This window comes from Mesorhizobium sp. L-8-10 (genome assembly GCF_016756635.1).
In the GTDB taxonomy this organism is placed as follows: domain Bacteria; phylum Pseudomonadota; class Alphaproteobacteria; order Rhizobiales; family Rhizobiaceae.
Genome location: NZ_AP023263.1, coordinates 212,969 through 232,656, shown reverse-complemented (window position 1 = coordinate 232,656; position 19,688 = coordinate 212,969). Strand labels below are relative to the sequence as shown.

15 protein-coding genes are annotated in these 19,688 nt (G+C 64.0%); 7 read left to right on the top strand and 8 right to left on the bottom strand.

From position 1 onward, the window contains the following. Positions 1–160 precede the first annotated feature (160 nt). From JN280_RS01010 to JN280_RS01000, 3 genes are all read right to left on the bottom strand, one after another. Complete coding sequence (locus JN280_RS01010) at positions 161–1,213, bottom strand: substrate-binding domain-containing protein (RefSeq protein WP_202309693.1); 1,053 nt, start codon at positions 1,211–1,213, stop codon at positions 161–163. Positions 1,214–1,373: 160 nt separating this feature from the next. Then, positions 1,374–2,369 (bottom strand): ABC transporter permease, encoded by a 996-nt coding sequence (locus JN280_RS01005; protein WP_202314429.1) that lies wholly within the window; start codon positions 2,367–2,369, stop codon positions 1,374–1,376. Between the two features lie 47 nt (positions 2,370–2,416). Then, on the bottom strand, positions 2,417–3,922 hold the full coding sequence (locus JN280_RS01000; protein WP_202309692.1) for a sugar ABC transporter ATP-binding protein: 1,506 nt from the start codon (positions 3,920–3,922) through the stop codon (positions 2,417–2,419). Between the two features lie 184 nt (positions 3,923–4,106). On the opposite strand from JN280_RS01000, the gene mtnK reads away from it, so the two are divergent. The 3 genes from mtnK to JN280_RS00985 all read left to right on the top strand — a co-directional run bounded on the left by mtnK (position 4,107) and on the right by JN280_RS00985 (position 7,850). Beyond that, positions 4,107–5,378 (top strand): S-methyl-5-thioribose kinase, encoded by a 1,272-nt coding sequence (gene mtnK, locus JN280_RS00995; RefSeq protein WP_202309691.1) that lies wholly within the window; start codon positions 4,107–4,109, stop codon positions 5,376–5,378. After that, on the top strand, positions 5,375–6,475 hold the full coding sequence (mtnA, locus tag JN280_RS00990) for an S-methyl-5-thioribose-1-phosphate isomerase (protein ID WP_202309690.1): 1,101 nt from the start codon (positions 5,375–5,377) through the stop codon (positions 6,473–6,475). The genes mtnK and mtnA overlap by 4 nt, the downstream gene beginning before the upstream one ends. 439 nt (positions 6,476–6,914) lie before the next feature. Then, the gene (locus JN280_RS00985; RefSeq protein WP_202309689.1) at positions 6,915–7,850 is read left to right on the top strand and encodes a 2-dehydro-3-deoxygalactonokinase; all 936 of its coding nucleotides are present in this window, start codon (positions 6,915–6,917) and stop codon (positions 7,848–7,850) included. A gap of 152 nt (positions 7,851–8,002) precedes the next feature. Here the strand turns inward: JN280_RS00985 and JN280_RS00980 are convergent, their stop codons facing one another. Both JN280_RS00980 and JN280_RS00975 read right to left on the bottom strand, forming a co-directional pair. Then, entirely contained in the window at positions 8,003–11,617 is a 3,615-nt protein-coding gene (locus tag JN280_RS00980; RefSeq protein ID WP_244742764.1) for a DEAD/DEAH box helicase, read from the bottom strand. Next, positions 11,610–12,575 (bottom strand): aminotransferase, encoded by a 966-nt coding sequence (locus JN280_RS00975; protein WP_202309687.1) that lies wholly within the window; start codon positions 12,573–12,575, stop codon positions 11,610–11,612. The genes JN280_RS00980 and JN280_RS00975 overlap by 8 nt, the downstream gene beginning before the upstream one ends. 612 nt (positions 12,576–13,187) lie before the next feature. On the opposite strand from JN280_RS00975, the gene JN280_RS00970 reads away from it, so the two are divergent. Next, positions 13,188–13,838 carry a glutathione S-transferase family protein gene (locus JN280_RS00970; RefSeq protein ID WP_202309686.1) on the top strand — a complete coding sequence of 217 codons (651 nt, stop codon included), beginning with the start codon at positions 13,188–13,190 and terminating at the stop codon, positions 13,836–13,838. Between the two features lie 763 nt (positions 13,839–14,601). Here JN280_RS00970 and JN280_RS00965 read toward each other — a convergent pair. Beyond that, positions 14,602–15,141, bottom strand: coding sequence for a hypothetical protein (locus JN280_RS00965; RefSeq protein WP_202309685.1), 540 nt, complete (start codon positions 15,139–15,141; stop codon positions 14,602–14,604). A 484-nt stretch (positions 15,142–15,625) separates the two neighbouring features. Next, complete coding sequence (locus JN280_RS00960) at positions 15,626–16,093, bottom strand: MarR family winged helix-turn-helix transcriptional regulator (RefSeq protein ID WP_202309684.1); 468 nt, start codon at positions 16,091–16,093, stop codon at positions 15,626–15,628. 108 nt (positions 16,094–16,201) lie between these two features. On the opposite strand from JN280_RS00960, the gene JN280_RS00955 reads away from it, so the two are divergent. The 3 genes from JN280_RS00955 (at position 16,202) to JN280_RS00945 (ending at position 18,535) form a co-directional block, all read left to right on the top strand. Next, positions 16,202–16,597, top strand: coding sequence for a VOC family protein (locus tag JN280_RS00955; protein WP_202309683.1), 396 nt, complete (start codon positions 16,202–16,204; stop codon positions 16,595–16,597). A 58-nt stretch (positions 16,598–16,655) separates the two neighbouring features. After that, complete coding sequence (locus JN280_RS00950; RefSeq protein ID WP_202309682.1) at positions 16,656–17,102, top strand: VOC family protein; 447 nt, start codon at positions 16,656–16,658, stop codon at positions 17,100–17,102. A gap of 620 nt (positions 17,103–17,722) precedes the next feature. Next, on the top strand, positions 17,723–18,535 hold the full coding sequence (locus tag JN280_RS00945; RefSeq protein WP_202309681.1) for a protein-L-isoaspartate(D-aspartate) O-methyltransferase: 813 nt from the start codon (positions 17,723–17,725) through the stop codon (positions 18,533–18,535). A 248-nt stretch (positions 18,536–18,783) separates the two neighbouring features. Here the strand turns inward: JN280_RS00945 and JN280_RS00940 are convergent, their stop codons facing one another. Further along, positions 18,784–19,461, bottom strand: a complete 678-nt coding sequence (locus tag JN280_RS00940) for an RraA family protein (RefSeq protein WP_202309680.1) — start codon at positions 19,459–19,461, stop codon at positions 18,784–18,786. Positions 19,462–19,688: the final 227 nt, after the last annotated feature.

Sequence of the window (19,688 nt, the reverse complement as noted above, 5' to 3'; positions counted from 1 at the left end):
TTGCCAGAACCTGACACGTCCAGGTCCTTGCCGTAGACCCGACATGAGGGTCCTGCCGACGGTTCTTCGCGACGAGAGTTCGGCACGCCGATGCTTTCCCAAAAAGCAAAAGGGCGGCTCGCCGGCCGCCCTCTCCATCGATCCGATGTTCGTTCGCGCCTCACTTCGACGGCAGGGGCATCCAGGCGGGAACCGCGACATCGGCATGGGCGAATTGCGGCATCTTGGCCGACAGCTCTTCCATGTTCTTGATGTCGTTGTCGTTGAGGTCCTTCTGGGTGATCAGCGTCGGCGGCACGATCACGCTCTTGCCCGGCTCTTCGCCGGCGAGCAGCATGGCGAGCGCGCGGACCGCGACCTGGCCGACGACGGCGGGGTTGGTGGCCGCGGTCGCTGCCCAGGCGCTGCCCGCCTCGCGCATGGCGGCGATATCAGAGGTCGAGATGTCGGCCGAATAGATCTTGATGTCGGAGGACAGGCCGGCCTCGTCGACGGCGATCTTCACGCCCTTGGCGAACTCGTCATACGGCGCGAACATCACCTTGATGTCAGGGTTGGCCGTGATCACCGAACGGGCCTGGTTGGCGACCGAATTGGCGATCGGATTGTCCAGGGTGCCGAACATGGCGGCTTCGTTGATGCCCGCATACTTCTTCTTGAAGTCGACCCAGGTCTCGTTGCGGCGGTCGAGCGGCGCGATGCCGGCGACATAGACGTAACCCGCCTTCCAGTTCTCGCCATTGTCCCTGATCGCCTGCTCCAGCGCGAGGCGGGCGAGGTCGCGGTCGGACTGCTCGATCTGCGGGATCTTGTCGTTCTCGACATTGACGTCGAAGGCGACGACCTTGATGCCGGCGTCGACCGCGCGCTGGGCGGCTTCCTTCATCGATTCGGTCAGGCCGTGCTGGATGATGATGCCCTGAACGCCGAGCGCGATCGCCTGGTCGACCATGTCGGCCTGGAGGGCGGCATCCTGGCGGCTGTCGAGGACGCGCAGGTCGACGCCCAGCGCCTTGGCCTGCGCCTCGACGCCGGACAGATAGGCCTGGAAGAAGTCACCGGTCGAGAGATATCGCACGAGCGCGATCTTGACGTCGCCGGGCTTGTCGAAGGGCGCGGGCATGCCTCCCGCTGACGCCGGCGCCTGCATCAGCGCCGTGGCGCCGAGCAGGCCGATCGCCAGCTTGCCGAGTGTTCTGCGTGTGAAGTTCATGAACCGTCCTCCAATGTGGTTTTTCGAAACAATTGTTTTCTGGGCGCCGGCTTTCCGGCGCCGGGAGCGGCGGCACCTATGGAATCGGTGCCGCCGCTCCAACTGTTGTTCGAGCATCGGAATTATCCCGAAACCGGTACCCACTTTCGGGTCCGATGCTCTAGCGTTTGCCCCTGTTCGACAGAGCGAAGGTGAAGACGAGGGCGACGACGAGCACGCCGCCCTTGACGAAGTCCTGCGTGTAGTAGGGCGCGTTCATCATGGTCAGGCCCTGAAGAAGCACGCCGACGAAGAGGGCGCCGACAGCCGTGCCGAAGGCGTTTGGTTTGGCCGCGCCGAGCACGGCGAAACCGATCAGCGCCGCCGCGACGGAATCGAGCAGGAGATTGTTACCCGAGGCGATATCGCCGCGTCCAAGTCTGGCGGCGAGAAGAATGCCGCCGATCGAGGCGAAAATGCCCGAAATGACATAGGCCCAGATCTTGTATGCCTTGACAGGCGCGCCGGCGAGTTCGGCCGCCCTTTCGTTGCTGCCGACGGCATACATCATCCGCCCGAATCGTGTGTATTCGAGGAAGAACCAGATCAGCAGAGCGAGCACGATCAGGATCACCACCGAGACCGGCAGGAGATTGGGAAGGAAAAAGTCGAAGCGGTGCCGGCCGAGCGCCAGGAAGGCGCTGCTGAAGGTGCCTTCCGCGACCGATCCGTCCGGCATGGTCATGCCGGTCGCGATCGAGCGGCCCTCGGTCGGGATGCGCTGCAGGCCGACCAGCAGGAACATCATGCCGAGCGTGGCGAGAAGGTCGGGCACCCGCATATAGACGATCAGGAAGCCGTTGATCAGCCCGACCACGGCGCCGATCAGCAGGCAGACGACGACCGCCACGAACGCGTTCTGCTCCAGCACCACCATCACATAGGCCGCGGCCATCATGGCGCTGGTGGCGACGGAGCCGATGGAAAGATCGAAGCCGCCGATGACGAGGGTCGCCGTCACCCCGAGCGCCAGGATGCCGGTGATGGCGACCGACTGGAAGATGAAGACGGCGCTCTGCGGCGAGACGAAGCCGTCGGTCGATGCGGCGAAGAAGGCGATCAGCCCGGCAAGCAGCGCCAGGAAGCCGTAGCGGATCACGATGGTCTGCAGGTCCATGGTTCGACCGGCTCCCGCGGCATGTCTCGTCGTTTCGGATCCGGTCGTCATGCAGCGTTCCTTTGTCCTGCCACTTCGGCGAGCAGGCGTTCCATGTCGATGCCGGCGTTGCGGTGCTCGCCGACGATCGTCTGTTCCGACATCACCAGGATGCGGTCGGCGGTCTCCAGCGCCTCGTCGAGTTCGGTCACGAAGATGAGCGTCGTGCGGCCGGCCGCACTGGCGCGCAGCTTGGCCGCGATGTCGCGGCGCGCGGCGATGTCGACGCCCTGGAAGGGCTCGTCGAGCATGAAGAGCGACGCCTTCTGCGTCATCCAGCGCGCGACCATCACCTTCTGCTGGTTGCCGCCGGACAGCGTCGACATGTCGTCCCTCTCGGAACGGCAGACGATGCCGAGTTCCCGGATCTGATCGCGCGCGATGGCGCGCTCGGCGCCGCGCCGCGACACGCCCAGGGCCGAGATCCGCTTCAGGAAGGGCAGGCTCATATTCTCGTAGATGTTGAAGTCGCGGACGATGCCGCTTTCGGCGCGGTCCTTGGCGACGAGGAAGGCGCCGGCCTCGATCGCCTGGCCGGGCGATGCCGGCGCGTAGGGCCGGCCGGCGAGCGACATGCTGCCGCCATGCGGCCGTCTTGCACCGAACAGGGTCTCGGCGAGCGCCGTCTTGCCGACGCCGACGAGACCGGTGACGGCCACGATCTCGCCGTCGCCGAGCGAAAGCGAGATCGGCCGCGCGCCCTCGGCGATGACGAGGTCTTGCGCTTTGAAGACGGTCCGGCCGGGCGGGCGCGCCTTGATCGCGGCGTGATCGCTGCGATGGCCGAGCATGGCGTCGACCGCACCCTGATAGTCGAGCGGTTTTTCGGCGAAGGTGCCGACGATGACACCGTCGCGCAGCGACACGATGCGGTCGGCGAGGCGGCGGATGTCGGACATGCGGTGCGAGATATAGAGGATGGCCACGCCATGCGCCCGAAGCCGGTCGATCAGCGCGAACAGCCGGCTGGCCTCGGCGCTGGAGAGCGACGACGTCGGCTCGTCGAGGATCAGCACTTTCGGCTCATGCGCCATCGCGCGGGCGATCGCCACCATCTGGCGGTCGGCGAGCGAAAGGTCGGGGATGGCGGCGTCGAGATCGATGTCGAGCCCCATGCGTTCCGCCACCGCGCGGGCTTCGCGGCGCACCTTGCGCGGGTTGAAGAACAGCGAAGCGCCGGCGCAGCTCAGCCTGTCGAGCGTGAGATTGGTGGCGACGTCGAGGGCTGCGACCACGCCGTCATTGATGTTCTGGTGGACCGTGACGACGCCTGCGCGGATCGCCTCGGCCGGGGTGGCCGGCGCGAAATCGCGGCCATCGAGCGTCATCGAGCCGGCGTTGCGGGAATAGACGCCGCTGACGATCTTGACGAGGGTCGACTTGCCGGCGCCGTTGGCGCCCATGAGCACGGTGACTTCGCCCGCGCGAAGCTCGAGGCCGACGCCCCCGAGGACCTGGTTCGGACCAAAGGATTTCCTCAGCCCCGCTACGCGGAACACACCATCCCCCACCATTCGATCCTCCCTTGATCTCAAGGCTAGGAGGCGTTTCGGCAATTGTCAACACGATTGACAATTGCCAGACCCGTCTCTAGCCTCACTTCACAATCGCCGCTTGGCATGGTGTCGTGATACCGAACCGCCCGGGGTTTCCCGAACGGAACACCAAAGCGATCAAGCGCGTATCGGGAGGCCACAGATGATGGAAGCTGCTTCGTTCGAAGCATTGACGGTAGAGAGCCTGCCTCTCCGCCTGGGGAGCATCGAGGCGCTGGCCCTGCGCATCGGCAGGGACATCTCCTCCTGGAGGGTGCGCGAGGTCGGCGACGGCAACCTCAATCTCGTCTTCATCGTCGAAGGCAGCAACGGGGCGGCGGTCGTCAAGCAGGCGCTGCCTTATGTCAGGCTGGTCGGCGACAGCTGGCCGCTGCCCCTCAAGCGCTCCTTCTTCGAATATCATGCGCTGATCCGCCAGGAGGCGCGGGCGCCGGGCAGCGTGCCCGAGATCTTCCATTTCGACGAGGGCCAGGCGCTGATCGTCATGGAATATCTGACGCCGCACATCATCCTCAGGAAGGCGCTGATCGCCGGCCGCGAACTGCCCCGCATCGCCGAGGATCTCGGGCTGTTCACGGCGCGCACGCTGTTTCGCGGCTCCGACTTCCACATGGCGACACGCGAGCGCAAGGCCGACCTGGCGCTCTTCGCCGACAATGTCGAGCTCTGCGGCATCACCGAGGACCTGGTCTTCACCGATCCCTATTTCGAGGCGCCGCTGAACCGCCATACCTCGCCGCAGCTCGACGGCCTCGTGGCCGAGTTGCGCGCCGACCGCGACCTGAAGGTCGAAGCGCAGCGCCTGAAGCATCTTTTCGCCGCCAAGGCCGAGACGCTTCTGCATGGCGATCTCCACACCGGTTCGATCATGGTGACGGACGAGGAGACGCGGGTCATCGACCCGGAATTCGCCTTCTATGGGCCGATCGCCTTCGACGTCGGCATGCTGCTCGCCAATTTCTGGATGTCGTTCTTTTCCCAGCGCGGCCACGAGCAGGAGGAATCGCGCCATTCGATGCGCGACTATCTGCTGCGCACGGCAGCCGAGACCTGGAGCGTCTTCCGCACCGAGTTCTCGCGGCTCTGGCGAACCGAACGCACCGGCATGCTCTATCACAGGAGCCTGTTCGAGGATCGCGGCGACGCGCTCGGCGCCGAGCAGGCGCTCGACCAGTTGCTGCACGACATCTGGCGGGACCTGCTCGGTTTTGCCGGCGTCGAGGTGCACCGGCGCATTCTCGGCCTGGCGCACAATGCCGATTTCGAGACGATCGAGGATGTCGACCTGCGTGCGTCCTGCGAGGCGGCAGCGCTGAAATTCGGCCGTCATCTGGTGGTAAACTCCCGTCGAATCCACAGCATCGACGAGGTCAACGCCCTGGCCGCCCTGATCGAGAAGGAGAGCCGTCCGTGAAAGTCGCAGACCGTCACTACCGCACCATCTGGCCAGCAGCGGACGGCCGTTCCGTCGAGATCATCGACCAGCGCTGGCTGCCCCATGATTTCCGCATCGAGCGGCTCGACACGGTCGACGAGGTTGCGGTCGCCATCCGCGACATGTGGGTGCGCGGCGCGCCGCTGATCGGCGTGACGGCCGCCTACGGCATCGCCATCCGGATGCGCGACGACCCCTCGGACGCCGCGCTCGACGCTGCCTGGGAGACGCTGCACGCCACGCGCCCGACCGCGATCAATTTGCGCTGGGCGCTGAACGAGATGCGCAACATGCTGCGCCCCATTGCGCCCGCCGAGCGCGCCGCGGTCGCCTTCAAGCGCGCCGCCGAGATCGCCGACGAGGACATCGAGCTCAATCGCGGCATCGGCCGCAACGGCCTCGAAATCATCCGCGCCATCGCTGCGAAGAAGAAGCCGGGCGAGCCGGTCAACATCCTCACCCACTGCAATGCCGGCTGGCTGGCGACGGTCGACTACGGCACCGCGACGGCGCCGATCTACCTCGCCGTCGAGGCGGGCATTCCCGTTCACGTCTATGTCGACGAGACGCGGCCGCGCAACCAGGGCGCCCAGCTCACCGCCTGGGAGATGGCCGGCCACGGCGTGCCGCACACGCTGATCGTCGACAATGCCGGCGGGCATCTGATGCAGCACGGCCAGGTCGACATGGTGATCGTCGGCACCGACCGCACCACGGCCCATGGCGACGTCTGCAACAAGATCGGCACCTATTTGAAGGCGCTCGCCGCGCAGGACAACAACGTGCCCTTCTATGTCGCCCTGCCGTCGCCGACCATCGACTGGACGGTGGCCGACGGGGTGAGGGAGATCCCGATCGAGGAACGCTCGTCCGACGAAGTCTCCTATGTCTGGGGCAAGACCGCGTCGGGCGAGATCGCGCGGGTGCGCATCTCTCCGGAGGCATCGCCCGCCGGCAATCCGGCCTTCGACGTGACGCCGGCGCGCCTCATCACCGGCCTCATCACCGAGCGCGGCGTCGCCGAGGCTTCGGCCGAAGGCCTGCGCGCCCTGTTCCCGGAGCGCAAGGCCGCCTGACCGCCCTTCGAGGTTCGCCTTCGCTCGCGCCTCAGGATGAGGAGGGTTGGCGCCGGGCATTCACACGAATTCGGGCTGGGCCCTCTGGATGCGGGCAACTGGCGCCGAGCCTCCTCATCCTGAGGTGCGAGCGCAGCGAGCCTCGAAGGACGCACCAAAGGTCCAAGCCAGCCCGTCATCCCTCTGTGCAGAGACTAGCTCGGATTCGTCTGGCGCCAGCCTCCCTCATCCTGAGGTGCTCGCGAAGCGAGCCTCGAAGGACGCACCAAAGGTCCAAGCCAGCCCGTCATCCCTCTGTGCAGAGACTAGCTCGGATTCGTCTGGCGCCAGCCTCCCTCATCCTGAGGTGCTCGCGAAGCGAGCCTCGAAGGACTCGCAAGGTCACCATCTCCGTGCAAGAAGATGGCCTCGGAGACCACCAGCGCGGCAGGAGCGACGGATGAACGGCAGGACGGAGTGGATCGCGGTCGACTGGGGCACGTCGAATCTGCGTGTCTGGGGCATCGACGCCGCCGGCGCCGTGACCTTCGCCAATTCGTCCGACAAGGGCATGGGCAAGCTCGAGCGCGCCGCGTTTCCAGCGGCCCTCACGGAAGTGCTCGCCGGCCATGTCGAACCCGGGGCCGATCCCTATGACGTATTGATCTCAGGCATGGCCGGCGCGCGCCAGGGTTGGATCGAAGCGCCCTATATCGAGGCGCCGGCCGATCTCGATGCCCTGCTTGCGAGCGCCGTGCGGCCCGAAATGCCAGACCCGCATCTCACCCCGCGCATCCTGCCCGGCGTCTGCCAGCGACGCGAGGGGGCCGAGGACGTCATGCGCGGCGAGGAGACCCAGCTGCTCGGACTTTCGGCGCTGCTGGAAGGGTTTTCCGGCACCGTCGTCATGCCGGGTACGCATTCCAAATGGGTCGAGCTCGACGGCAGGACAGTGCGCCGCTTCGCCACCGCCATGACCGGCGAGCTGTTCGAGGTGCTGAAGACCCATTCGGTCCTGCGCCACTCCGTCGGCGGCGATCCCGCCGATCCCGAGCGTAACGAGGGTTTCGATGCCGGCCTCGACACCGGCCTCGACCGGCCCGAGAAGCTCGTCTCGGACCTCTTCCGCGTCCGGTCGGGTTCGCTTCTGTCGGGCAGGAGCCAGCCATGGGGCGCGGGTTACCTCTCTGGCCTGCTCATCGGCGCCGAGATCGGCGGGCAGAGGGAACTGGCATCGGGCGGCGGGGAGATTCCACTGATCGGCAGCGCCGCGCTGTCGGCCCTCTATGCGCGCGGCTTTAGGCGGATCGGGGTGGCCACGCGAGTGATCGACGCCACCGACGCGACCCTGGCCGGGCTGAAGGCGGCGCGGAGTCTATCCGCCATTCAGGGATGATGGATTCATGTCATTTGCATGGACGGCGGGCTGCACAAGTCCCTGACCTTGTTGCAACCATATCGAAGGTCGCGAATGGGGCCGTGAGCTGACCGGCAGCTTTCGGTTGGGCTGGCGACCATAGCTGCCATTCGCATCGATGGAACAGTGACTTAGAAGATCCGCACCACTGAGACCTCACCGTTCTCGATTAGAAGATCGTAGTCGTTAGGCTGCCGAAATCCGGTCGGGAAGTCCTCGGGAATCGCCGAGACCGCGAGGCGAAATCCTGAAGCGTCAAGCCAGCGGATACGTCTTTGGGAACGCACAGGAATGACGGCATACTGTCCGGCCCTGCCGTCCGTTCCGGTGAGGTCCGCAGCGATCGGCATGCGTCTTGGGGCAGCAGCTTCGTGGGCCCTCAGCGTTCTCGACCATGCTAGGAGATTGCTCGGGTCGATCTGATCTTCGCTGCTCCAATCTTCTATCTCATCGTCCAGCCATGCGAGATATTGCTCGCTCATGCCTTCGGCTTCAGGGCGGGATTTCGCGATGCCGAGAGAAAGCGCAAAGGCCACAAACGGATCGAGCGTACCCCAGCGCAACAGCTCTTTTGCCCAGAAGGCAAACCATGGAAGCCCCGTGGTATCCTTCCAGGTGTCGATTGTTGGGGTATCGAGCGGATCAGTGGTGCCTTGTGACCATGCCCTCGCGACGACTGCACCTATGGCGACGCCCAGTCGAAACTCGAAATTGTCGGAGGTGAATATCTGCCAAGCGCGAAGGTCTCGCGGCGCTGGCCCGGCTGCCCCCGGTACCCCCATCCACCAGCTCAGCACTCCACGCCAGTTGGCGTATAGGGTGCGGCCCATCTCGGTGTCGCGAATGGAAAACCCGTACCCGCCGTCGTCGGCAACGGCTTCTCCGAGCGCGACGAAGACCGCAAGGCGCGCATCGGGCTGCATCGTGCCGTAGCCTTCGGTTTCCTGCAGGCGCTCAAGAATAGTTTGTGCGACCGGCTCGAAGCGTCTGCCTACATGAGGCGCGTACCCGTAATCGTAGAGCCGCTTTCGCTCGCCGGCATCAGGGTAGATCATCTCGACCATCCCCCGCCCGCGCTTAATGAAGGCTTGCTCCATCCAGTCTTCTGTCGCTTGCGCAACTTGCGTGAAAGTGCGCCGCCACAGTTGCGCAAGCATCGCCTCGGCATTGGCGGGCGTTGTCGCTATTGCGCTGATGGCAGCAGTCTCCTCTATGGCCGCTAGGATCATAGTGTCGAGTTCATCGAGCCGGTCGGCCAGGCGAGCCGCTGGTGTCGCGTGCGCTTGTCCCGCTTCGGCGGACACTGCCTCAGGCGCGGTCACCTCCAGCCACTGCAGAAAGTCGTCGTCGTCGCGGATGCCCGGCAGGCGCATCGCCTGCCGTTTGATGGCGCGAAGCAAGACGGAGAGCGGGCTCGTTGCGTTTCCATCGCCTACGGCGTCCGCCCTTAGCCTTCTTAGAAGGCCGTCGTATTCATCACGCCGATCCCTCGCCTGCCTTCGCTGCGTGGCAAGCTGCCCGCCAGCTGTCGTAGACGGCGCGACGGGCAGGGCGACCAGTGTAAGACCCTCCATCCCCTTGGCGGCACCCGGCCTGCCGGCGCGGCCGGAGAGATTGCGGAACTCTGCCGCCGACATCGGATATTCTTCAGGGGTTTGCGTCGCTACGTTAAAAATCGTGCGCTTTAGAAGGGGCAAGAAGATCATGTCGAAGGGAAGATTGACTCCTTCAGTGAGGGTCGCTGTCGCCACCGTGATCGGACAGACGGACCGATCGATCAGCGCAACCATCAACCGCCGGAGGCGCTGCGGCATCTGGCCGTGGTTGGTCGCGATCCCGCGATCGAGGAGACGAAGCTCGTGGGAATTCTCGCCGCAATAGTCGATACAGACAGTGCGCGCTTCCGCAAACAACGCTGCGTCCTCGCCCTCGGCTGGTGGCTCGAAGGCGGGGATGTCTTCCCAGCCCGCGAGGTCGAACGCCTCGGCGTACCAGCCCATGGTTTGTTCGGGACGCTGGGAGATCGAGATGAGAATGCGGCGGTCGTCGCCTACTAGATGCAGCGCCGTCCAGAGGATGCTGTTCTGCGTGAAATGATTGAGGCTGTTGCGGATGCCCGAATGCGGTTCAGGCATCGGATCGATCTTGAGCGGGATGTAAACGTCCCCGCGACCTCGCACGCCGAGCGGATGGTCGTTAACTCGGTGCAGTTCGATGCGGGGCGATCCTTTGCTTACCTCGAGTACCCCGATCGCTTGCCTGGTGCTGCGATAGTTCGAACCGACCGGCTGGGCGTCAGGGTTGGATTCTACCCACCGGGCGACTGGCGGCGCCGCGCCCCCGGCAACGGCCGTTAGCGCGATGCGAACGATGTCCGGCTTCCGCAGCAGCAGGCGCGAGATGAAGCTTTCGAGGCGGATTGCCCGGTTCATGTGATCGGCGAGCGAATTGCGCTCGCGCTCATTGTCTTCGAGCACGACTTGGTGGGCCTCGTCGACGATGAGCAGCTTGAGGCGAGCCAACAGCATCGGCCCCAGATAGCGCATGAGGGCATCTGCCTTCTCGACCGTCGCGATAAGAACGGTTGGCGAGTCAGAGGTCAGCCAAGCATCGGTTATGCCCCAGTCGGAACCGCCATAAAGCCCCGTAACCACGAAGTCGCGGCTAAGCTCGCCTGTAAGTTTCGCTTCGACTTCGCCTGCAAGGGCGCGCGACGGAACGATGTAGAGAGCCAACGGGGCAAGACCGTCCTGGGCCTCCCTAAGGATCAAGAGCTCTTTCAGGATGGCGAGATTGGCGACAAGCGTTTTGCCCGATCCCGTCGGCGTACAGAGGGCGAACGAAGAATTATTGAGGAGCCGCTCGATACCCTGCTTTTGCGATTGCCACAGAATGCCGCGGCCGCGCGCATACTGCCTTCTGGCAAACTGGTTAACGTGCCGCAGTCTTTCCGGATTTAGCAGGCCGAGCTGCCGTAGCGGTTCATAGATCGTCGAATTGCCGAAGCGCTCGCAGGCCGAGCGCAGGAAGAAGGCAAGAAGCGCGACGTCATCGGGCGAGGTTCGAACAAGAAGGCGCTCGACATCGCGGAAGCGTTCTAGCGCAACGGAAAATCTGGCCGTATCGCCGCGCCTCAAGGTCTGCGCAGCAAGGCCAATGCAGCGAACAAGCTCGATGGTGCCAAACCACGTGACGCTGTCCTCGGTGCCTTCACCGAAGAACCTTTGTTCGACACCTCGTCGTGTCAGGTCGAGGTTGTCCGCCCAAAAGCCTGCCGCCCGGCGAAGCACGGCATCAAAATCGGCTTTCAGGAAATCGGCAAAGAGCCGCGATCCCCTGTCGCTAGGCACGACCTGGCGCAGCAACCCCGAGGCCATCGCCGGGAGGCCACCGAGCTGATAGCATCCGGCCGCGAACAAGGCGGTAGGGATTTCTTCGCCGACTTTGTCTTGCGCCCTTGAGAGCCATTCCAGAAGCTCTCCGGCCCTCCGAAATGCGAGAGTCGCCTCCTCGGGACTTCCCTCGCCCACTGTGGAGAGCACCCTGCCGGCGCGTATTAGGAAGCGCGCCTGGTGGAGGATCGTATCGGAGTCACTATCGCTCCACTGGATGGTTTCGACATCCCAGTCCGTTTGTAGGCACCGCACGAAGGACCGCGCCTGCAAGGCGCTTAGCGTCCTCTCTTGCGCAAGGTCGTTTTGGATGGCGCGGGCAAGGTTGAGACGTTCCTGATCGAACTCAGGCAAGGGCGTACTCCTTTGCCCAGAGGCCCGCATAGATCGCGTCGATCAAATCGTCGCCATCCGCGATGAGCAGTTCAACGATCTGTAGATCGCGGCCCGCCTTGTATTCCTCCGGCACGTTCTCCCAAGGGATGAGCGAATGAGCGGGTTTACGTGTGGCTGGAGAGCCGCCCACCAGGAGGATCAGGTCGGTGCGTTCCACTGGATCGGGATTCCGCCGCGCGAGGATGCGGTCGAGCGAAGCAATAACCTTTGCGAACTTGTCCGGCTCGCATTCTTCGAGAATCGCGTGCAGCTGCTCCAGCCCAAGCGGTACAGGAAGCGCGCGATTGACTTCGTACCAAACGCCCTTGCCACTGTGGATTCGCTTCGTGCTGTCGTCCGGATCGGCGATTTTCTCACCGAGCATCACGGTGTCCACGACAGATGGCGTCCAGCTACCGCGCCACTTCGCCTCGCCTGCGATGAAGCGGGTGACCTTGCCTTCTTCATCGACCACGATCGCAATGAAGTCGTCGCCTTTGCGTCCAAGCACCTCACGTGTGCGGGTCGGATCACGGCTCAGCGTGTAGATGTATTGTCCGGCATCCTCATGATTGCGGAAGAGGAAGACGGGAATCAGGTACTCATGTCTGCCAACGAAATCATAGCTCTCCGACATCATGCCCGACATCACCTCACCAAAGAGGCCTTTTCGAGCTTTCAGTGGTAGCGAGCCGGGATAATGGGCGTCACACCCTGCATCGCCTTCGTCCGGATGGAGGCTGATGCGGGCAAGTTGATGGAAACAGCGTCTCGCGTCGAGGTGGGCGGACTCAAAATAGGGAATGAGGTCTTTCGGAATATTGGCGTCGGTTTCTTGTTTCTCCTCAAGGAGCAAGTGGCCATAGTTCCCAACTTCGCTCGGGTATGCCTCTAGCCAAGCTTTTAGTGCCTTCTTTGGAGGGCGTGCGGTATGCATTGGTTCTTTTTCAAATGACGCTGATCGCAGCTCTAGCCAAAAAGTCAAAATTGCGCCACCGGATCATTGCTCCGTTCCGTACAAAGAGCTGGATAATTGCGGCACGGGCGTCTCTCATCGAAGGTGCCAAATGTACCACAGCGGCGTCCGCTTTCTGGGGAACGTCAACACCAATACGAACGTCCAACATGCGGCGCAAAGCCGACCTTTCTGATCGGCGGGCGAACTCTGCTTTGGGTCATGTACGGCGCGTTGAAGCGTCGTTCCCATATCAGAATCAGAGATCGGTTGCTCGGACGTTGCGAGGGCGTCATCGATTTCGATCCCGGCCAGCGAACGATACGCAAGCTGGGTGTGACTCGCTGGAGTCGAACAGATAGGATGCCGCGCCGTTCTTGAGGGCTTCGCCGACCAAGAGACTTCTTTAGCCCGCGACGGCCACACGCAGAAGGTCCGGCCCACGAAATCCCATCGCCAAAGAAATCAAGCTAAGGTGTCGGGAACCATACCGGTCGTCCGTCCTCTGATGCAAAGCGCAAGAACCGGATACCGCACCATGAGAACAATTGTCGCCCAAGCCACTCCCGACAGCATCTCACCCGGAGCCTTCCAATGATCCCCACCATCACAGCCTTCGAACGCTCGCCCGACCGCGGCCAGGGACAGGCGCGTGACATGCGTGTTCGCTGGGCGCTCGAAGAGGTGGGCCAGCCTTACGACGTCCGTCTTGTTTCGTTCAGCGAGATGAAGGAACCCGCGCATCGTGCGCTTCAACCGTTCGGGCAGATCCCGACCTATGAAGAAGGCGATCTCGCTCTGTTCGACTCTGGTGCGATCGTGCTTCACATCGCGGAGTGCCATCGTGGCCTGCTGCCGGACGATGCGAATGCCCGGGCGCGCGCGATCACATGGATGTTTGCCGCGGTCAGTACACTGGAGCCGCCGATCGTCGATCGGGAAATCGCAAGGTACCTGGAGCGAGACGAGACCTGGTACGAGCAGCGCCTGGCTAAGGTCGAGGGTCGCATCCGCGACCGGCTCGGCGAACTTTCCGCGCGCCTTGGCGATGCCGACTGGCTCGACGGTGCGTTCAACGCCGGTGACCTTCTGATGGTGATGGTGCTGCGCAGGTTGAACGGATCGGGAATGCTCGACGAATATCCGAACCTTTCCGCCTATGTCACCCGCGGCGAAGCGCGGCCGGCCTTCAGGCGTGCTTTCGATGCTCAACTGGCGGTCTTCACCGCCGCATCGACCGGCTGACGCGGAAGCTCCAGGTTGTTCGACGGACCCTTGCCGATCCAGAAAGGCGGCGGCACATGGGCTTCGACGAAGCCCTGATGGTCGAAGGCGTCCGGCCTCCCTGGTCATGGCGTGGATGTTGTTGCCGTCCACGGCACTCGACAGTGGTCGCGGCCGCATGGCGAGATGAGAATATCGAAGGTCGAGAATTTTCGAGATCGCCACATCACGGCGCCTTCGACCACTCCGTCGTCTGCGATGACCGGTAGCGCATGATGTGCCGGCTGGCCGGAAGCAGCCTATACCGCCGCCCCATCCTCGTCATTCTCGGGCCCGGAGGCGAGCGCAGCGAGCAGCAGGCGACCCGGGAATCCGTTCCGTGAGATCGCGGACGACTGCTTCGGTGCGGAATATGTGCGGGTCTGGGCGGTGGATCGGGGATCCCTCTTCCTCGACCGCCGGCGGTCTCCGGAGCTGTCACGGCATGGATCCACGGGTCGTCGCGCTCTCCGCTTCGCTGCGTGCGCTCGCCCGTGGATGACGAAGGGGGAGATGTCGCCGCTGATCACCCGCCACTGCTCTGTCGTGCTCTGTGGTTGCCGTCGTCGAGCGCGATGAAGGTTCTGGCGCATGTCTTTGTCCCGAAACCGGTTCCCGCCTTCGGGAGACATGCTCTAAGCAGATTCCGGAAAAGTGTCCCACGGTTTTCCGACAAGAATCTGCGACAAAACAAAGGCCTAAGCAGACCATTCGACCATTCGTTGGCTCGCCAAGGAATGTCTGCTTAGCGGTCCAAGGCGCGCTGCCATCCGAGGTAGGGGTCAGCGGTCTGGCGTCTGTACGGTGCTGGTGAGTATCTGTCGCGGTAGCCCGAGTATCTGCCGCCGTTCAGGTACCTGTCTTCGTAGAAGTAGTCACCATAGTAGCTGCTGTTGGCGATGGCGCTTCCGATCAAAGCTCCGAGCAACAGCGCTCCTCCGGCGACCCAGGCGTCATCGTCATAATAGCCGCCGTAGCCGTTGTACCAGCCGTAATAACCACCCCCGCGAAAGCCGCTCCCGTGCCAGTTCCGACCACGCCAATTGCCTCCATGCCGCCAGCCGCCTCCTCGGTAACCGTTCCCGCGCCACCTCATTCCATCGCGGACCTGGATGACTTCCAGCGGGTGGGCAGTCGGGTGGGCAGTCTGGGGCCTTGGCAAGAGATTTGGCGCGCCGGTCGCTGGAACCACGCTCGCAACGGCAAAGATGGCTGCCACGCCCGCGGCGTTCAGCCAGGAGACCAGGTTTTTCATGATCGAGTCCTCGCTGATGAGCAGGCTCACTGCTGATCCAGCAGGAACGGCCTTCATTGGCGATGGTACATCTTAACAGAAAGCCGAAAGATTTCCAAACTTCCGGATGAGGCCGATCGCTGATCTTCCTTTTGCACCGAGATGAGTCCAGGTCACATCTCGCTATCAAGATCGCCCTCCGCCGACAGATCAAACGGCGGTGCGGAAACGCTGTCTCAGCGCGCGGTTTGTCAGTCGCGCACGCCGACAAGCGGAGCGGCGGCACCGATTTTGCCGGTGCCGCCGCGCTATCTGTTTCTGTCGCCATCGAATCCGAATTCGACGCCAACCCTGGGTCCGGTGCCTCGGCGGCATCGGCAGCTTCAGGTCCTTGTCGATTGCGACCTCGTAGCGGGCACAGGTGGCGATGTCAGCCGAGACGCGCTCCGGCCTGCCCGGCGGCAGCAGCACGGCGACGGCCCTTGAAGGTCGCAGCCGAAAGCCGGAACGGCGTCTCCGTGTCGGGCTTCCGGCCCTACCCAGCACCATCCTGACTGTCGGATCCCGAAAGAAGGTTCAGTTCGGAGCGCAGATGATCGGGGTCAGACAGCGTCGTTTCGATCGCCGCATGAAGATGCCGCCAGATCGGCACCGCTTCGGCCAGAACCGCCCGGCCGGCCGGCGTCAGCCGCAGCAGCCGGGTGCGCCTGTCCGTCGGATCGGTTGTCGTCTCGACGAGGCGGCGGCGCTCCAGCGGCTTGAGATTGGCGGTCAGGGTCGTCCTGTCCATCGCCAGCAGCGCCGCCACGCTGCCGAGGTTCGGCGGCTCCGGCCGATTGAGCGACATGAGGAGGGAGAACTGCCCGCTGGTGATGCCGGCGGGTTTCAGCGCGACATCGAAACGGCGCGCAAGCGCACGCGCCGCCCGCTGCGCGTGCAGGCACAGGCAGGTGTCGCGCACCAGAAGCGTGGTTTCGAAGGCAGCTTTGTCAGGAGCGTGCATCTGATGAGGTTGACATCCATAACGCATTTACGTTGATATCAACATATGTGAGGAAGCGTCAATCGGCGACCGCTTTCCCAAGGAATCCGAAGCGAAGGGGAAGCGGCGATGTCCACGATGCAACCGTTCCTCATGTTCCAGGGCGGCCATGCCGAAGAGGCGATGAACCTTTATGTCTCGCTGTTCGACGACGGCGAGATTCTCGATGTCACGCGCTGGCGGAAGGGTGAGCAGGGCGCGGAGGGCAGCATCAAGCTGGCCCGCTTCAGGGCCGCAGGGCAGAGCGTGCTGGCGAGCGACAGCCCGGTAACACACGCATTCGACTTCACGCCGTCCTGGTCCTTCTTCGTCGACTGCGCATTGGACGAGGAGCAGGAGCGGCTCTTCGCCGAATTGTCGGATGGCGGCGAGGTGCTGATGCCGCTGGACGGTTACGGCTTCAGCCAGCGCTTCGGCTGGGTCGCCGACCGTTTCGGCGTGTCCTGGCAGCTCAATCTCGCCTGACGCGCCCCCAAAACCCCGATCAGAGCCCCGAAAACCCCGATCAGATAAGGAGACGACCATGAAAATCGTGACCAGCCTCAGCTTCCAGGGCCAGTGCCGCGAAGCGTTCGAGTTCTACGCCAAGGTTCTGGGCGGAAAGATCACTGCCGCCATGCCCTACGCCGACGCGCCTCCGGACATGCCGATCACCGACGAGAAATACAAGAGCTGGCTGATGCATTGCTGGCTGGAGGTCGGCGACCAGGCGCTGATGGGCGCCGACATGGATGTCGGTTGGGCACCCAGCATCGACAAACCCAAGAACGGCTTCGACGTCACCCTGCACACCGACGACAAGGCTGAGGGACAGCGCTGGTTCGACCAGCTGTCCGAAGGGGGCAAAGCGGTCATGCCGTTCGGCGAGACCTTCTGGTCGCCCGGCTTCGGCTCCCTGGTCGACAGGTTCGGCGTCCCATGGATGATCAATGTCGTACCCGCGGCCGATTGGAAGCCGTCGCAGGGCTGATCCTGTGGCCGGGAAACACCGGTCGAAGAACACAACCGGATGTCGGCGCCGGCGGAGTTGATGCGTCCTTTGGGCGTCAACGCACTGTACACGACAGTGGTCGGGGCGGCATGACGTGCTGAAAAACATCGAAGGTCAGGAATCTTCGAACTCACCACATCATGGCGCCCTCGGCCATCCGACGGCTGGTATTTGATGTCCCGAGGATACGTTGGCCGGAAACAGCGCCGCCCTATCATTCTCGGGCCCGAGCCTACGCGAAGCGTGGGCGCCCGAGAATCCATGCCGTGAAATCGCGGACGACTGCTTCGGTGCAGAGCGGGCTTGGGCGGGTGGATCGGGGCCTCTTCCTCGACCGTCTGCGGCCTTCGGATCGGTCACGGCATGGATCCACGGATCGGTGCGCCCTCCGCTTCGCTGCGTGCGCTCGTCCGTGGATGACGAAGCGGATATGTTGCCGCTGATAACCCGCGATCGCCGCGTCGTGTACTGTGTCGCCACCGACGCGCTGTAGGTTCTTGATTTAGCGCATGCCTCTTTCCCGAAACCGCTGCACACCTTCGGGAGACATGCTTTGAACGACGCCGGGGGCGGTGCGCGGAACGCCCCCGCAGAATGCCATGAACCATTTCTATCGCCGGGTGATCGGCGCGGCCTGCCGGGCTGCGCGCGGACGACGATCGCGCTATAATAGGTCTAGATCATTCGAGCGGATCGGACCCGTCGTGACCGACTTCGCACAAGCCCGCGAGACCATGGTCGAGCGCCAGATCGCCGGGCGCGGCATCCGTGACGCCAATGTGCTCAGCGCCATGCGGACGGTGCCGCGCGAGGAGTTCGTGCCGGAGAAGCTGCACCGCTACGCCTATGACGACGGGCCGCTTCCGATCGGCGAGGGCCAGACCATCTCGCAGCCCTATGTCGTCGCTCTGATGATCGAGGCGGCCGCGCTCCGTCCAGGCGAGCGTGCGCTCGAGATCGGCACGGGGTCGGGTTATGCGGCGGCGCTGATGGGGCAGATCGCGTCCGATGTCTTCACCGTGGAACGGCACGGCGTGCTCGCCGACAGGGCTCGCTCGTGCCTGGCGCGGCTCGGCTACGCCAATGTCCATGTGCATACGGGCGACGGCACGCTCGGCCTGCCCGGCGAGGCGCCGTTCGACGTGATCATCGCCTCGGCCGGGGGGCCCGATGTGCCCGCTGCGTGGAAGGAACAACTTGCCGCCGGGGGCCGCATCGTCATGCCGGTAGGCCGTCATGGCTACCAGGATCTCGTCAAGCTGGTGCGCGGTAGCGATGGCGGCTTTACCAAAGAACTGCTGGGCGGCGTCCGCTTCGTGCCTCTGATCGGGGCGCAAGGCTGGCCGGACAAGGCCGGCTGGGTTCGCGATCTTTTGACCTGGGGTGGTGACGATCCCAACGGTGCCGGATGACCTCCGCCGGGCCGACACGACGGCCGGATACCGACTGATTTGCCGCCCCTTTGCGAAACAAACGGTCGGCATCAAGACACTGCGTTCCCATGCCAACGGCACTGGAGGTTGACTCATCCAGGGCAGGGATGCTCACGCATCGACCTGAGCTCAATCGCCGGCGCAACCCCTTGTGGCCGGCTTCCGCGCCAACGGGTGCGGGCGACGCGGTCGCGCGCTGCAACGGTCGATATCGTCGACCGCCGGTATCATGCCGGGCCTGAACTGCCCGCAGGCCAGACGCTTTGCAGTTTCTCGCCCGCGAGGATCCTTTCCCTGCAACGGGCTTCGCCGGCGCCGTTCTGATCCGCCGCGTCGGCTATGGTTGCGACCATCTCGCGCGGGATCACCACCACGCCGCTTATGTCGGCGAAGATGACGTCGCCGGGGCGAACCCGAATCCCGTCGATGTCGAGATCGACATGGGCCTGCGCAGGCTCCATGCGGCCTGATACGCCGACCGGGCTCGCGCCGCGGGCAAACAGGGGGTAGCCCAGGCGGCGCACCTCGGCCAGATCCCGGACCGTGCCATGCACGACGGTTGCCGCAGCGCCGGCGACCTTGGCGCCGGTGGACATCAATTCACCCGTGCCCGAGCCTTCGGCACAGGAGGCGTCGACCATCAATATGCCGCCCTCGACCACCGAATCGATCGCGCCGTGATAGACGTCCTGAGGCTGGCCGATGCGCGTGGAGGGCTCGTAGAGCACCGTGACCGCGGGGCCGCACACGATCTGCCCGGGCGTCAGGGTGCCGAAAAGCGAGATGCCCTTGAGATGTCCATAGACGCCATGCTTGTCCATGACGTCGTGGATGTCGCCCGAATACCAATTGGCCAGGCGCCGGATGGATGCCCAGTCGGTCGAGGCGTAGTCGTAGGTGGTCATTTGCGAAGGTCTCCGGAGAAGGTGGCGTAGGTTTGCCCGACCGTGGTCGGGCTATGTGCGGCAAAGGTGGACGGTGGCGCCGGGTTCTGCCGCCAGCGCCGTTCTTGAGCGGCGCGCGCGGAGCCGGGCTCCCGCGCTGTCGAACCGCTCGGCCCGCGCGTTGCCCGTTCCCGCATCGATGCCAAATGAAATGCCTCATGTACCGACGTCGCGCCCGCGTTCGGGCC

Coding starts and splice junctions, on each gene's coding strand:
- JN280_RS01005 (WP_202314429.1), bottom strand. CDS start 2,369: ATGGACCTGCAGACCATCGTGATCCGCTACGGCTTCCTGGCGCTGCTT.
- mtnK (WP_202309691.1), top strand. CDS start 4,107: ATGATGGAAGCTGCTTCGTTCGAAGCATTGACGGTAGAGAGCCTGCCT.
- JN280_RS00970 (WP_202309686.1), top strand. CDS start 13,188: ATGATCCCCACCATCACAGCCTTCGAACGCTCGCCCGACCGCGGCCAG.
- JN280_RS00950 (WP_202309682.1), top strand. CDS start 16,656: ATGAAAATCGTGACCAGCCTCAGCTTCCAGGGCCAGTGCCGCGAAGCG.
- JN280_RS00985 (WP_202309689.1), top strand. CDS start 6,915: ATGAACGGCAGGACGGAGTGGATCGCGGTCGACTGGGGCACGTCGAAT.
- JN280_RS00975 (WP_202309687.1), bottom strand. CDS start 12,575: ATGCATACCGCACGCCCTCCAAAGAAGGCACTAAAAGCTTGGCTAGAG.
- JN280_RS01010 (WP_202309693.1), bottom strand. CDS start 1,213: ATGAACTTCACACGCAGAACACTCGGCAAGCTGGCGATCGGCCTGCTC.
- JN280_RS00960 (WP_202309684.1), bottom strand. CDS start 16,093: ATGCACGCTCCTGACAAAGCTGCCTTCGAAACCACGCTTCTGGTGCGC.
- JN280_RS00955 (WP_202309683.1), top strand. CDS start 16,202: ATGTCCACGATGCAACCGTTCCTCATGTTCCAGGGCGGCCATGCCGAA.
- JN280_RS00940 (WP_202309680.1), bottom strand. CDS start 19,461: ATGACCACCTACGACTACGCCTCGACCGACTGGGCATCCATCCGGCGC.
- JN280_RS01000 (WP_202309692.1), bottom strand. CDS start 3,922: ATGGTGGGGGATGGTGTGTTCCGCGTAGCGGGGCTGAGGAAATCCTTT.
- JN280_RS00945 (WP_202309681.1), top strand. CDS start 17,723: ATGAACCATTTCTATCGCCGGGTGATCGGCGCGGCCTGCCGGGCTGCG.